This window comes from Streptomyces sp. NRRL F-5126 (assembly GCF_000721265.1).
Taxonomy (GTDB): Bacteria; Actinomycetota; Actinomycetes; order Streptomycetales; family Streptomycetaceae; genus Streptomyces.
Genome location: NZ_JOFZ01000012.1, coordinates 516204 through 529826 on the forward strand (window position 1 = coordinate 516204; position 13623 = coordinate 529826).

Genomic DNA, 13623 nt, shown 5'->3' on the forward strand with positions numbered 1-13623 from the left:
GCGGTGTCTGGACGGCGCCGAGCCTGCCCGTCGCGGCGGCGCGGCTCCCCGCGCCGGCGCGCCACGGGGAGAACGGACGCGGCACCCGGTCATGAGCTCAGGCGACGCGGGGCCGTGCGGGGATGCCGCCGATGGGCGCGGAGTTCGCAGCCGGGACGCCAGTCGCCTCAACGGCGACGAACGGCGCGGGGCTTCCTCGACCGGGACGCCCACGGCACGCACCGCGTGTGCGGGGCGCGGCGGCGTACGCCGTGGCGTGCTGGGCGTCCACGGCAGGGTGCCGGCGCGTGCGCTCTACGCTGGGCCCATGACCGACACCACGGACCGCGGTGCGCAGCCCGCGGCGCCGCCTGTGAGGCTGCTGCTCGCCGAGGACCAGGGCATGATGCGCGGTGCGCTCGCGCTGCTGCTCGGGATGGAGGACGACATGGAGGTCGTCGCCCAGGTCGCCTCGGGGGACGCCATCGTGCCCGAGGCACTCGCCGCGCGGCCCGATGTGGCGCTGCTCGACATCGAGTTGCCCGGCCGCAGCGGCCTCGACGCGGCGGCCGACCTGCGGGAGCGGCTGCCGTCGTGCCGGGTCATGATCCTCACGACGTTCGGCAGGCCCGGCTACCTGCGCAGGGCGATGGAGGCCGGGGCCGCCGGGTTCCTGGTCAAGGACGGCCCCGTCGAGGAACTCGCCGCGTCGATCCGCCGGGTGCTCGGCGGCGAGACGGTGGTCGACCCGGGGCTCGCCGCTGCCGCGCTGAGCGCGGGGCCCAATCCGCTGACGGCACGCGAACGGGACGTGCTGGGCGCGGCCGCCGACGGCGCGACGGTCGCGGACGTCGCGGCCAGGGTGCACCTGTCGGAGTCGACGGTCCGCAACTACCTGTCGTCCGCGATCGGCAAGACCGCCACGCGCAACCGCATGGAGGCCGTACGCGCCGCGCGCCGCCAGGGGTGGCTCTGAGGCACCCGCGCGCGACGTGAGCCGCACGCGACGTCAGCCGCGCACGGCCTTCTCGCGTGCCGACGGACGGCGGGGCAGCCACACCAGCATGAGCAGGACCGCCGCCACCGACACCCCGCAGCCGATCCTGAAGGCGAGCGCGTATCCCGCCGTCAGCGCGACCGGATCGGTCCCCCCTCCGCTGCGGGTCGCCGCCGCCGTGGACAGCACGGCGAGCCCGAGCGCACCGCCCATCGTCCTGGCGGTGTTGACGATGCCGGACACCAGGCCCGCGTCCTGCGGTTCCGCGCTGCCCGTGGCGAGCGCCGCGAGCGGTGTGCCCGCCATGCCGAGGCCCGTCATGACGACAACCCCGGGGCCGAGGATCGACGTCGCGTAGCCGCCGTGCGCGCTCAGGCCGGACTGCCACGCGAAGCCGGCCGCCGCGACGACGCCGCCGATCAGGGCCACTTGGCGCGGGCCGATCCTGTGCATCATCGCGGGCGCGATCTTCGAGCCGAACACGATGCTCAGCGAGCTCGGCACGAGCGCGAGGCCCGCCTGGAACGGCGTGTAGCCCAGCACGTTCTGGGCGTAGACGGTCATGAAGAACCACACCGCGAAGCTCGTCGCCCCGAAGACGAACATGGCCGCGTTGGCCGCCGCGACCGCGCGTGTGCGGAAGACCTTCAGCGGCATCAGCGGCTCGCGTGCGCGCGACTCAAGCACCAGGAACGCGGCGAGCAGCACGAGGCCGGCGGCCAGGGGGACGAGGGTCGCGGCGGCGCCCCAGCCGCTCCGCTCGGTCTGCACGATGCCGTACGACAGGGCGGCGAGCCCCGCCGTCACCAGGACCGCGCCCGGAAGGTCGAGGCGGCGGCTGCCGCCGCCCCTGCGCTCGGCGAGCCACAGGGCGCCGCCCGTCAGCACGAGCGCGCCCACGGGCACGTTGATGAGCAGCACCCAGCGCCAGGACAGCAGGTCGGTCAGCGTGCCGCCGACGAGGCCGCCTGCCGCACCGCCCGCGGCCCCCACCGCGGCCCAGGTGCCGACGGCCCTCACGCGTGCGGGCCCGGCGGGTACGGCGGAGGTCAGCAGCGTCAGCGTCGCGGGGGCGAGCACGGCCGCGCCGAGACCCTGCACGGCGCGGGCGGCGAGCAGCTGCCGGCTCTCCTGGGCGAGGCCGCCGGCGAGCGAGGCGAGGGTGAACACGGCGAGGCCGAGCAGGAACGTCCGCTTCTGCCCGAACAGGTCGGCCGCCCGGCCGCCGAGCAGCATGAAGCCGGCGAAGGCGATCGAGTACGCGTTGAGCACCCACTGCAGACCGCTCTCGCTCATGCCGAGATCCGTCCGCATCGACGGAAGCGCCACGTTGACCACGGACACGTCGAGGACGACGAGGAACTGGCCGGCGCAGGCGATGAGGATGACCGCCCAGGCCGGGACGGTGCGGGCGCGCTCCCGGCGTCCCCCGGCGCCGGTGGCGGGCGCGGACGGCGGGACACGTGCCGGGGCGGGCGCCGACGGGGTCGGTTCGGGCGGTGTGGTGGGCATGGCGTCATGCTCGCAGGGCGCCCGCGCCCCTGACATCCGATTAACGGCCGAATCAGCTCGGACCTTCGGCCTAGGCGCCTGTGACCGCCACCGGGGTTCCCGGGACTCACGCCCGTGCCGGGCGCCCCGGTGGCCGGGGGCCCGGCGCGGCTTGGCACCATGAGCCGCGTGGCCGCCGCCTGCCGGGACACCGGAGCGGCCACCACGGTCGCCACGAGCGCCAGAACCACCAGGGCCGCCAGGACCACCACCACGGAGCACGGAGCACGTCATGCAAGGGCACGCGCCCACCCCCGCCGAAAAGACGCTGGACGCCTTCGAGGCGGCCAAGGGGTTCATGCCGCGGGACGAGGGCCTCGCCCTCTACGCGGCGGCCGTCGAGGCGGGGTCGCTCGGGCTGCCGCTGCTCGAAGTCGGCTCGTACTGCGGGCGTTCGACGCTGCTGCTCGCCGACGCGGCGCGGCGCTCGGGCACCGTCGCGGTGACGGTCGACCACCACCGCGGCAGCGAGGAGCAGCAGCCCGGCTGGGAGTACCACGACCCGGAGGTGGTGGACCCTGAGCTGGGCGTGATGGACACGCTGCCCACGTTCCGCCGCACCCTGCACCGTGCCGGCCTGGAGGACCGGGTGATCGCGGTGGTGGGGCGCTCGCCGCAGGTCGCGGCGGTGTGGGGCGGCACGCTCGGGATGGTGTTCGTGGACGGCGGACACACGGACGAGCACGCGACGGGCGACTACGAGGGATGGGTGCCGCACCTCGTGCCCGGCGGGCTGCTGGCGATCCACGACGTGTTCCCCGACCCGGCGGACGGCGGCCAGGCGCCCTACCGGATCCACCGGCGCGCGCTGGCCTCCGGCGCCTTCGAGGAGACGTCCGTCACGCGTTCCCTGCGCGTACTACGGCGTATCGGACAGGGCCTCTGACGGTGGGCGCGCGCCCCACTACCATCGCGCGGGTGTCCCACCACGAGAAGTCGCCGACACCGCACGCCCCTCTGCACGCCCCGGCGCACGGCCGGCTGCGTGCGGCCGCCCTGGGCGCCGCGCTGGCCGCCGCGTCGTGCGCGCTCGCCGGGTGCCACGGCACCGGGGCCGCGGCCCACGCGGCCGGCACCGACGACCCCAAGGCGCGCGCCGCCACGCCCTCCGCCACCGCGCCCACGGCCACGGCCCCCGCACGGCCGCTCGCGGGCAAGGTCGTCGCCATAGACCCGGGGCACAACCCGGACAACCACCTGCACACCGCGCAGATCAACAAGCAGGTGGCGGTGGGCAACGGCCACAAGGAGTGCGACACCACCGGCACGTCGACCAACGACGGTTACGCGGAGGCCGACTTCACGCTCGACGTGGCGCACCGGCTGCGCACGCTGCTCGAAGAGCAGGGCGCCAAGGTCGTCCTCACCTACGACGGCGACCGCCCGTGGGGCCCGTGCGTCACGGAGCGCGCGGAGGCCGGCAACAAGGCGGGGGCCGACGCCGCGCTGTCCATACACGCGGACGGCGCCCCGGTCGGCAGGCGCGGCTTCCACGTCATCATGCCCGGCCGGGTGGACGAGGGCGGCGCGGACAACGCGGCGATCGTGCGGCCGTCCCGCACGCTCGGCAAGGACCTCAGGAACGCCTTCCAGCGGGTGACCGGCAGTGCTCGCTCCAACTACATAGGCGGTGGCACCGGGTTGGACACGAGAACGGACCTCGGCGGACTCAACCTCTCGACGGTCCCGAAGGTCTTCATCGAGTGCGGGAACATGCGCGACCCCAAGGACGCGGCGCTGCTGAAGAGTCCGGCCTGGCGGCAGAAGGCGGCCCTCGGCATGGCCGAAGGCCTTGAGAAGTACCTGAAGTAGCGGCCCGCTGCGCGACGGGGCCTGATCAGGGCCTACGTTCCGGCGGGCGGACGCGCCGAACGCCGCGAACGGACGGACGATACATTCGTGACCGCACCCGGGGCCACGACCGCCCGCCCCGAAGAGACGACTGACGAAGGACTTTTACGTGAACATCCGCTCTCTCACTCGAGGCGACGGCGTGGTGATCGGAGCAGCGGTGGTGCTGTTCATCGCGTCGTTCCTCGATGTGGTCTCGGCCAACGGCTTCGGGTCGAACGCGTGGAACAACCTCGGTCTCACCATGAGCATGTACGTGGGCGGCGTGATCGGCGCGGCGCTGCTCGTGCTGTCCCGCTCGTCGGCCCAGCCGCGCAAGGTCATGGGCCTCGACATGCGGCAGTTCGGGGTGGCGTTCACGGTGTTCGCCGCGTGGACGGCGCTGTGGACCTTCATCGACTACACGGACAGGGGCGCGGGACTCGTCATCGGCCTCATCGCGGCGCTTGTCCTCGCGTTCGGCGCGGTCGCCACCCCGCTGCTGCCCGCGCTGCAGGCGCCGCTCGCGCCCGCGCCGAAGCCTCAGCCGCAGCAGCCGTACGGGGCCGGTTTCGCCGGCGGCCAGGGGTACGGGTACCCGGGCGGCGGCCAGCAGCCGTACGGGGCGCAGGGCCACGGGTACGGCGCGCAGGCTGCCGGTGCCGCGCCCGCGACGGGCGGCGGGGCGCCGGAGTTCGCGCCGTTCTGGTTCGCGGTCCCGGTCGCGCGCCCGCTGTACGGGGAGGACGGCTCGCCGTCCCCGATCGCCGAACTCGCCCCGGGCACCTGGTACCTGGCGGTGGAGCAGCACGGCGCGGGCCTCGTCGCGCAGACGCAGGACGGGCGCAGGGGCGTGCTCCAGGACACCACGGGGATCCAGCGCGGCTGAGTCTCCCGGGCGCGGTACGCGCGTACGGCGGGTCCCCGGCTCAGGGGCCCGCCGTACTCATGCCATGACGGCGGCGCGCGCTCAATTCCGCGGGAGTCAGTCGAACCGGGCGGACTCCAGCCAGGCGTGCAGCAGTTCACGGTCGCCCAGCACTTCGAAGTCCTTCCCGTCCACGGGGAGCCGCCGCAGCGATGCCAGCAGCAGGGCGGTGAGTGGCGCGCGCACCGCCACGTCCGCCTTCTCGTGGGCGCGGCGCCACCGGAAACCGTGCCCGCCTGCCTCCAGCAGCCATTCCGCGCCCGGCACGTCCGTGGCGTGCAGGTGGATGGTGCGCGCGGGACCGGCAAGCGCCGGGGAGTGCTTCTCGGTGACCGCGAACTCGATGATCCGCAGCCACTCGTCGAGCGCGTCGGCGGCGAGATCGGCGTCGGGCCGGTACGCGTCGAGGCCGCCTGCGACCGCGAGCGCGGCGTCGGCGCGGTGGACCAGGACCTCGTGGCACATGCGCCGGGCCCAGAACGCCGTCGACTGGTCCCACCCCCAGGTCCACACCGGAACGTCGGGCCCGGCCGCACGGAGCGCGTCGGTCACGACGGCCGCGCCGCCGGCGAGCCAGGCCGCCGTCTCGCGCGGATCATCGGAGCCCTCGGGGCCTTCTCCTTCGGGCACCTCGTCGTCCGGCGGGTTGTGCTGCGCGCGTTCGGCGACGATGTGCCCGGCCCAGCGCAGGACTCCCCCGGTGTGCCGCACCAGTTGCCCGGTGGTCCAGTCCGGGCAGGTCGGTACGCGCGCCGCGAGGTCGGCCCCGTCGAGCAGCGCGCACAGCGCGGCGGTCTGCCGGGTGATCTCGTCACAGTAGCGTTCGTGTGTCAGTACGGGCATGCGCCGACCTTAAGGCCGGGGCGTGACCGGCGGCGTCAGAAGTGGCGGAGCCGGTTGGCGAGCCCGTGGCCCACGAACAGGTAGACAACGGCAGCCAGGCCGTAGCCCGCGACGACCCTCGCCCAGGCGTCGTCGAAGGTGAACAGGTTGTACGACCAACCGGCGAGCCAGCGGGCCGCGTCCTGGATGAAACTCACCAGCGCGTTCGCCCGGTTGGCGTCCAGCAGGTACATCACGATCCACAGGCCCAGGATGAGGGCCATGATGTCGGCGATGACGATGATGACCGTCGCCGCGGAACGATTCCCACTGCGTGTATGTGTGGCCATGCAGGTCGTCTTGCCGCTTGTGTACGTGTGAAACCCGCGTTCGGAACCCCGAACGGGCGTGCGGGGCAGGGCAGTCGGAACGGCGGGTCCCCTACGCGCAGCAGTCGGGTGCCACACCGCGCGGCAGCCGCCGACCGCCGAACACCGCGGTGGTGGCCTCGTCGCCGCCGAGCGCGGCGACCGCGAGGAGCAGCGAGGCGGCGGTCCACGTGGTGCGTTCCGCCGGCCACATGGCCTTGTCTCCCTCGAAGACGTAACCGGTCCAGTACATGCCGTCGTCGGCGCGCAGGTGCCCCACCGACTGGAGGACGCCGAGGGCGCGGTCGGATTCGCCCATCGCCCAAAGGGCCAGCGCGAGTTCACAGCTCTCGCCGCCGGTGACCCACGGGTTCGGCACGACGCACCGCACCCCGAGGTCCGGCACGACGAAGGTGTCCCAGCCCTCCTCGATACGGGACTTGGCCTCGGCGCCGGTCAGCGCGCCGCCCAGGACCGGGTAGTACCAGTCCATCGAGTAGCGCCCCTTGTCGAGGAAGGCACCGGGGTGCGAACGGATCGCGTGGCCCAGCGCACCCGTGGCCAACTCCCATTCCGGCTGGGGCTCTTCGCGTTCCCCCGCGATCGCGAGTGCACACCGCAGCGCCTGGTACACGGAGGAGCAGCCGGTCAGCAGTGCATCGTGCACGGGCGTGCCGTCGGCCTCGCGCTTCCAGCCGATCTGCCCGCCGGGCCGCCGCAGTTCGAGCACGTAGTCGACGGCCGCACGCACGACGGGCCACATGGCGTCGAGGAACGCGTCGTCACCGGTGGCCAGGTAGTGGTGCCACACGCCGACGGCCGGATATGCGCAGAAGTTGGTCTCGCGGTGCAGCTCGCGCGGCAGCCGGCAGCCCTGGTCGCCGTCCTGGTAGGCCGCGTACCAGGAACCGTCGCCGTTCTGGTGGGCGGCGAGCCACGCGTACGCGGCACCGGCGGCGCCGTGCTCGCCCGCCGCGTCGAGCGCCATGGCCGCCTCCACATGGTCCCACGGGTCGAGGTGGTGGCCGCGGAACCAGGGGATCGCGCCGTCGGGCCGTTGCACCGCGCGGATGCCCGCGACGGTCTCGGATGCCTGACGGCCCGTCAGCACACCGGGCAGCACGAGGTGTTCCGTGCGGCCGGGCCCCGCGCTCGACAGGGTCACTCCACGCCCGCAGCCGCCTGGCGGGGCTTCGTCGCATACGCCACGAAGCTCTTGCCGATGACGGGGTTGAGCAGTTGCTCCGCCGCCTTCGTGGCGAAGGGTTTCTTCATGATGTCCCACACCAGCAGCTTGTGGTACGCACGCACCGGGAGCGCGCGGTCGTTGTCGACGCCCATGGCGCACTTGAGCCACCAGTAGGGCGCGTGCAGCGCGTGCGCGTGGTGGCTGCCGTACGGCTTGAGGCCGGCCTCCCTGATGCGGCCCAGGAGTTCGTCCGCCTTGTAGATGCGGATGTGGCCGCCCTCGACCTCGTGGTACGCGTCGGACAGCGCCCAGCAGACCTTCTCGGGGCCGTAGCGCGGCACGGTGACCGCTATGCGCCCGCCGGGGCGCAGGACGCGCACCATCTCGGCGAGCACGCCCTTGTCGTCGTGGATGTGCTCCATCACCTCGGAGATGATGACGACGTCGAACGACTCGTCCGGGAACGGCAGATTGAGCGCGTCGCCCTCCATGGCGGTCGCGGTGGCGCCGTCGGGCGCCTCGCCCGCCTCCTTCATGGCGGCGAACCAGCGGGCGACCTCGCGGATCTCCTCGCCGTTGCGGTCCAGGGCGACGACGCGCGCGCCGCGCCGGTAGCACTCGAAGGCGTGCCGGCCCGCGCCGCAGCCCAGGTCGAGCACGCGGTCGCCCGCGGCGAGCGGGAAGCGGGTGAAGTCCACGGTCAGCACGTGATCCTGCCTTCGGCGGTCGGTAGTGGTTCTGGCTTCTTACGCGGCCGGCCGCGGACGCGGGTCGGGGGTGTTCCGTCCGCGTCGCTCGATCGCCGCGCGATACCTCTCGACGGTGCCCTCCGCGGCTTTCGCCCAGGTGAACCGGGCGAGGACACGGTCGCGGCCGGCCGCGCCGAGCCTGGCGCGCAGCGCCGGGTCGCCGAGCAGCCGTCCGAGAGCGGCGGCCAGCGCGCCCGAGTCGCCGGGCGGCACGGCGAGACACGTCTCGCCGTCGGCGCCCGCCACCTCGGGGATCGCTCCCCCGGTGGTCGCGACGAGCGGCGTGCCCGTCGCCATCGCCTCGGCGGCCGGCAGCGAGAACCCCTCGTACAGCGAGGGGACGCAGGCGATCTGCGCGCCGCGCACCAGGTCGACGAGTTCGGCGTCGGAGACGCCCTTGACGAACTCGACGGCGCCTTCGAGCCCGTAGCGTGCGATGGCCCGCGCCACCGGCCCGTCGTCGGCGCGCCTGCCGACGACGACGAGGTGCGCCTCCGGGTTCTCCGTGCGCACCTTCGCGAGCGCCTCCACAAGGTGCACGAGCCCCTTGAGCGGGACGTCCGCGCTCGACGTGGTGACGATGCGCCCCGGCACCTCGGGCACGGCCGGGTCGGGCGAGAACAGGCCGGTGTCCGCGCCGATGTGCACGACGTGGACACGATCGGCCCGCACGCCCAGGTCGTCGACGATCTCCCGCTTCGACGATCCCGAGACGGTCAGCACGGACGGCAGCCGGCGCGCCACGCGCTTCTGCATGCGCGTGAAGCCGTACCAGCGGCGCACGGAGTACCGCCCCCGCCGGCCGTGCGCGGCACTCAGGTCGAGGCGGCGGTCGACGGTGATCGGGTGGTGGATGGTCGTGACGAGCGGGGCGCCGAGGTCGCCGAGCAGGCCGTAGCCGAGCGTCTGGTTGTCGTGGACGACGTCGAACTGCCCGGCGCGCGAGGCGAGGTGGCGGCGGGCACGCAGCGAGAACGTCAGCGGCTCGGGGAAGCCGCCGCTCCACATGGTGGCGACCTCCAGCGCGTCGACCCAGTCGCGGAACTCGGCGGCCTTCGGCGTCCTGAACGGGTCTGGCTGCCGGTACAGGTCGAGGCTGGGCAGCTCGGTGAGCGTGACGCCGTCGACCTCGTCGAGCACCGGGTAGGGCTGGGCGCCGATCACCTCGACGCGGTGGCCGAGCCGGGCGAGTTCGCGGGAGAGGTGGCGGACGTAGACGCCCTGCCCGCCGCAGAACGGGTTGCCCTTGTAGCTGAGCAGCGCGATCCTCAGCGCCTCAGACCCGGCGCCGTGCGCCCCGGCGGCGCGCGTTCCGGCGGCGCGCGTCGCGGCAGGGTCCGTTCCGGCGGCGCGGGGGCCGGTACCGCGGGCGGGGCCCGGGCGGTCGGACGAGGCCCGGGACTCCGTGGCTCCAGCGGTCACTCCGTCCCCTTCCCACCGGGCTCTTTGTCGACTTGACGTGCCGACGGAGCGTAACCGGCCGCGATGAGCGCGGACAAGTCACGCCTGATCGGCGACAGCCTCCGAATCTACCGGCTAGTAGGGGGCGGCAGGCCCCCGGATCAGGTGATTCCCGCCACGCGCACCGCCCACACGCCCCCCGCCCCGGGCCTCCGGTTCCGTCGTGGGAAAACCGCGCGGCGGACAGGGAAGCCCCTGCGGCGGACCGAAACCCTCCGGTCGTCGGCCTACTCGCAGGCGACCCCGTCGCCGTCACGGTCGAGGTGCGCGGCGTAGCCGGGATCCCCCCGGTGGAGGGGGGCGGCGCCGGCGGCGCGTGCGGCCGTGCAGTTCTCGTAGTAGGTCGAGCCCCCACCGCCACTGCCGCTGCCCCCGCCACCGCCTCCGGAGCGCGGGGCCGCCGCGGTGACGGTGACCCGGACACGGCTGGTGCGGGTCACCGTCACGGTCGGCGCGGGCCGCGCCTCCTCGGTCGTGGTGACCGTCGCCGTCGGGGCCGGCGGCGTCTCGGTCATGGTGGCCGTCGCCGTGGCGGTGGCGGTGACCGTCGGGGCCGCGGCGGGCCCAGCCTTCGCCTCGGCACCCCCGCCGGAGGCCCCGACACCCATACCGATGCCGAGGAATACGACCGCTGCGGCCGGCAGCAACACGCGCTTGCGCGTCCATCGCCGACCGGTCCGCCCGGCCGGTCCGTTGTACGGGTTGGTGGCCGGCGGCAGTTGCGCCGGCTGATTGCCTCGTGCCATGCGTTCCCCCCAGGACCGCTTGTCGGAGGCAAGACGCTAGCGGTGGCGCGCCACCGACGGACCCGAATGTTCCGGTGGTGACGAAACCGTGATGCAGACGTGTGGGTGAGGTGTCCCAGCGGCCCCGCTCCGGTGCGGCACACGCGTACGACACGGCCGCACCGGCGTGGAACAACCCGGTCCCGCCGCCTGGTTGCCCCACCATGGAATCCATGGAACCCACGAACACGTCCGCCACGACGGCATTCGGCACCATCGGCGTGTGGAGCACCGCGCTCCGCACGGACAACCCGGAGCACGGCGGGGAGGTCTCCGACGCGGCGGCCGAGCTGGAGTCCCTCGGCTACGGCACGATCTGGCTCGGCGGCAGCCCCTCGGTCGCGGACGCGGCCCCGCTGCTCGCGGCGACGAGGCGCATCACGGTCGCGACGGGCATCCTCAGCATCTGGGACCACAACCCGGAGGACGTCGCCGCCGCACGCGCCCGCCTGGAACGCGACCACCCGGGCCGCTTCGTGCTGGGCCTCGGGGCGAGTCACAGCGCCCTGGCTGAGCGCTACGCCCGCCCGTACTCGACGATGAAGGAGTACCTCACGGGCCTCGACGAGGCCGCGGAGCCGGTCCCCGCGAGCGGCCGCGTGCTGGCGGCGCTCGGCCCGAAGATGCTGGAGCTCTCCCGCGACCGGGCGGCGGGCGCCCACCCGTACCTCGTGACGGCGGAGCACACGGCGAAGGCGCGCGAGATCCTCGGCAAGGGTGCGCTGCTCGCGCCGGAGCTGAAGGTCGTGCTCGACACGGACGTGGCGGCGGCACGGAAGACGGCCAGGGCCTACCTGGGCGGCTACCTGCAGCTGCCCAACTACACGAAGAACCTGGAACGCCTGGGCTTCGCGGAGCCCGACTTCGCGGGCGGTGGCAGCGACCGCCTCCTCGACGCGGTGTTCGCGCTCGGCGACGCGGAGACGATCGCGAGCCGCGTGGGCGCGTTCCTGTCGGCAGGCGCGGACCACGTGGCGATCCAGGTCGTCACCGCGGACCCGCGGCACGACGTGCCGCTCACGCAGTGGCGCGAGCTCGCGAGGACGCTGCCCGTGGGCGGCTGAGGGGGACGCGCGGCGGGCCGCACGTGCGCGGCGGCCCGAGGCTCCGGGTGGCGCCGCCCCGCGGAGCCCGTACGTCCTTGGGACGGCCGGGCCGGGAGCGGGAGCGCGACCAGGACCACGGCCGGGGACGGCGGGGGTCAGGGGCCTACCGGTGCGCCCGGTAGAGTGGCCCGGTCCCCCGCCGCCCGTCAGGGAAAGTCGCCGTCCGCCCCATGACCACCGCCCGCCGCGTCGCCGCCGCCCTAGCCGCCTCCGCCGTGCTGTGCGGCGTGGCGCTGTCCCCCAGCGCCGCGCAGGCCGCGCCCGAGCCGGCCGCCACCGGCGCCCGGGCCCACGGGCTCTACGGCAGCAAGGACCCCGCCGCCGACGGCGTGAGCCGCCAGTCGCTCGCCATGCTCGGTCAGTACGCCGCTGAGCTGCGGCCCGCGAACTCCGCCATCGCCTGGCTCCAGGCACAGCAGTGCGCCGACGGCTCCTTCACCGCCTACCGGCCGCAGCCCGCCGTGCCCTGCACTCCCGCGCAGGCGCGCGACATCAACTCCACCGCCCTCGCGATGCAGGCCCTCACCAGCGTGGGCGGCCAGCGCCCCCGGCTGAAGGCCGCGCTCAACTGGCTGCGCACCCAGCAGAACCCGGACGGCGGCTGGGGCGCCACCCCGGGCGCGCCCACCGACACGGCCACCACCTCCGTGGTGATCGGCTCGCTCGCCATGATGGGCGCGAAGCCCAGCTCGATCAGGTCCCCTTTCACGGGCAAGCAGGCGTACGACGCGCTCGTCGCCGCCTCCGTGCCCTGCGCGCCGGCCGGCGGGGCCGACGAAGGCGCCACCGGCCGAGGGGGCGGTTTCGCGACGAGCCCGCCCTCGCCCGGCCAGCGGCCCGTGGCCGACGCCCAGGCCACCACCGCGGCGCTGCTCGGCGGGATAGGGAAGCGCCAGGTCGCCGCCCCGGTGCAGTCGGGCCCCCCGCCGAAGTGCGACCCGGCGGGCGCCACCGCGCCCGAGGGCGTCGCCCGCAACGGCGCCGCCTACCTCGCGCCGCTCCTCGCGCCCGCGGGCTCACACCTCAGCACGGTCTCCGGCGCCCCCGATCCGGGCGCCACGGCTGAGGCCGTCGTCGCGATGTGCGCGGCCGGCTACGGCGACAAGGCCGAGGGCGCGCTGCACTGGCTGGAGAAGCACGGCCCCTCCTGGGCGCAGAAGACGGGCCCGGCCGCCTACGCGCGCCTGATCTTCGCCGCGCACACGGCGGGCGTCGACCCGGCCGCCTTCGGCGGCGTCGACCTCGTCAAGAAGCTCAACGCGACGGGCCCCGCGGCCCCGAAGCCGGTACCGCAGCCCACCCACAGCGGCTCGCCCGCCCCGACGCCGAGCCCGACCCCGTCCGAGGCGGCAATGAACCCGGCGGCGATCGCCCCGGCTGCCGACGCCGACGACAGCCCCGTGTTCTCGGGCGCGGTCTGGTGGGTCGCGATCGGCGTGATCGTGCTGATCGCGGCAGGCGTGGTCGTCGTCAACCGCCGCAGCACCCACCCACACGACTGACCCGCCCGCGAGCGAGCCGCACCCGAGCCCCGGCGGCTCGTCGCATCGGCTCGTCGCCCGAGAAGCGGACGCCCCTCGCAGCGGCGTCACGGCAAGTGGCTCCAGCTGAAGAGTCAGTCGAACAGTGGAGTGTCGGCTTCGTTCCATCCGGCCAGAGGCGGCCACTGCAACGTAATGAGGCGGTTGGATAGTGCCGTGGCGCCGCGAACGTCAACCACCGATCTCAGGAAGATTTGGCGAGACTGTTCCTGCAGAATGTCGGAGTCGGCGCCGGGTCCGGTCACGACGCCGCGAAGCATCCACTCCGGTCCGTCGTAACCGACGAATCGGACAGCGACCGGCTCATTCCGCATGCG

14 protein-coding genes are annotated in these 13623 nt (G+C 74.2%); 6 read left to right on the top strand and 8 right to left on the bottom strand.

From position 1 onward, the window contains the following. Window positions 1-307: 307 nt before the first annotated feature. A complete protein-coding gene (locus IH48_RS0127120) occupies window positions 308-955 on the top strand; it encodes a response regulator transcription factor (RefSeq protein ID WP_030910082.1) in 648 nt (215 codons plus the stop codon). A gap of 33 nt (window positions 956-988) precedes the next feature. Here the strand turns inward: IH48_RS0127120 and IH48_RS0127125 are convergent, their stop codons facing one another. Next, window positions 989-2488 (bottom strand): MFS transporter, encoded by a 1500-nt coding sequence (locus tag IH48_RS0127125; protein ID WP_037843294.1) that lies wholly within the window; start codon window positions 2486-2488, stop codon window positions 989-991. Between the two features lie 271 nt (window positions 2489-2759). Here IH48_RS0127125 and IH48_RS0127130 point away from each other — a divergent pair, with 271 nt between their 5' ends. The 3 genes from IH48_RS0127130 (at window position 2760) to IH48_RS0127140 (ending at window position 5246) form a co-directional block, all read left to right on the top strand. Further along, the gene (locus IH48_RS0127130; protein ID WP_030910088.1) at window positions 2760-3413 is read left to right on the top strand and encodes a class I SAM-dependent methyltransferase; all 654 of its coding nucleotides are present in this window, start codon (window positions 2760-2762) and stop codon (window positions 3411-3413) included. 32 nt (window positions 3414-3445) lie between these two features. After that, complete coding sequence (locus IH48_RS0127135; RefSeq protein ID WP_078850063.1) at window positions 3446-4339, top strand: N-acetylmuramoyl-L-alanine amidase; 894 nt, start codon at window positions 3446-3448, stop codon at window positions 4337-4339. 148 nt (window positions 4340-4487) lie between these two features. Beyond that, a complete protein-coding gene (locus IH48_RS0127140) occupies window positions 4488-5246 on the top strand; it encodes a DUF5336 domain-containing protein (protein WP_078850064.1) in 759 nt (252 codons plus the stop codon). A 96-nt stretch (window positions 5247-5342) separates the two neighbouring features. Here the strand turns inward: IH48_RS0127140 and IH48_RS0127145 are convergent, their stop codons facing one another. From IH48_RS0127145 to IH48_RS0127170, 6 genes are all read right to left on the bottom strand, one after another. Continuing rightward, complete coding sequence (locus tag IH48_RS0127145; RefSeq protein ID WP_030910097.1) at window positions 5343-6128, bottom strand: maleylpyruvate isomerase N-terminal domain-containing protein; 786 nt, start codon at window positions 6126-6128, stop codon at window positions 5343-5345. A gap of 35 nt (window positions 6129-6163) precedes the next feature. Continuing rightward, window positions 6164-6457 (bottom strand): hypothetical protein, encoded by a 294-nt coding sequence (locus IH48_RS0127150; protein WP_030910100.1) that lies wholly within the window; start codon window positions 6455-6457, stop codon window positions 6164-6166. Window positions 6458-6548: 91 nt separating this feature from the next. Further along, window positions 6549-7634, bottom strand: coding sequence for a prenyltransferase (locus tag IH48_RS0127155; RefSeq protein WP_030910103.1), 1086 nt, complete (start codon window positions 7632-7634; stop codon window positions 6549-6551). Window positions 7635-7636: 2 nt separating this feature from the next. Further along, window positions 7637-8371: a class I SAM-dependent methyltransferase gene (locus IH48_RS0127160; protein ID WP_030910106.1), complete on the bottom strand. Its 735-nt coding sequence runs from the start codon at window positions 8369-8371 to the stop codon at window positions 7637-7639. A 39-nt stretch (window positions 8372-8410) separates the two neighbouring features. Continuing rightward, window positions 8411-9835: a glycosyltransferase family 4 protein gene (locus IH48_RS0127165; RefSeq protein ID WP_078850065.1), complete on the bottom strand. Its 1425-nt coding sequence runs from the start codon at window positions 9833-9835 to the stop codon at window positions 8411-8413. A 266-nt stretch (window positions 9836-10101) separates the two neighbouring features. Then, complete coding sequence (locus IH48_RS0127170; protein WP_037843296.1) at window positions 10102-10620, bottom strand: excalibur calcium-binding domain-containing protein; 519 nt, start codon at window positions 10618-10620, stop codon at window positions 10102-10104. 203 nt (window positions 10621-10823) lie between these two features. Between IH48_RS0127170 and IH48_RS0127175 the strand changes: the two genes are divergently transcribed. Continuing rightward, the gene (locus tag IH48_RS0127175; RefSeq protein WP_030910114.1) at window positions 10824-11723 is read left to right on the top strand and encodes an LLM class F420-dependent oxidoreductase; all 900 of its coding nucleotides are present in this window, start codon (window positions 10824-10826) and stop codon (window positions 11721-11723) included. 212 nt (window positions 11724-11935) lie between these two features. Continuing rightward, on the top strand, window positions 11936-13267 hold the full coding sequence (locus IH48_RS0127180) for a prenyltransferase/squalene oxidase repeat-containing protein (protein WP_030910117.1): 1332 nt from the start codon (window positions 11936-11938) through the stop codon (window positions 13265-13267). A 113-nt stretch (window positions 13268-13380) separates the two neighbouring features. Here IH48_RS0127180 and IH48_RS37680 read toward each other — a convergent pair whose 3' ends face one another. After that, entirely contained in the window at window positions 13381-13620 is a 240-nt protein-coding gene (locus IH48_RS37680) for a DUF3710 domain-containing protein (protein WP_078850066.1), read from the bottom strand. Between the last annotated feature and the right edge of the window lie 3 nt (window positions 13621-13623).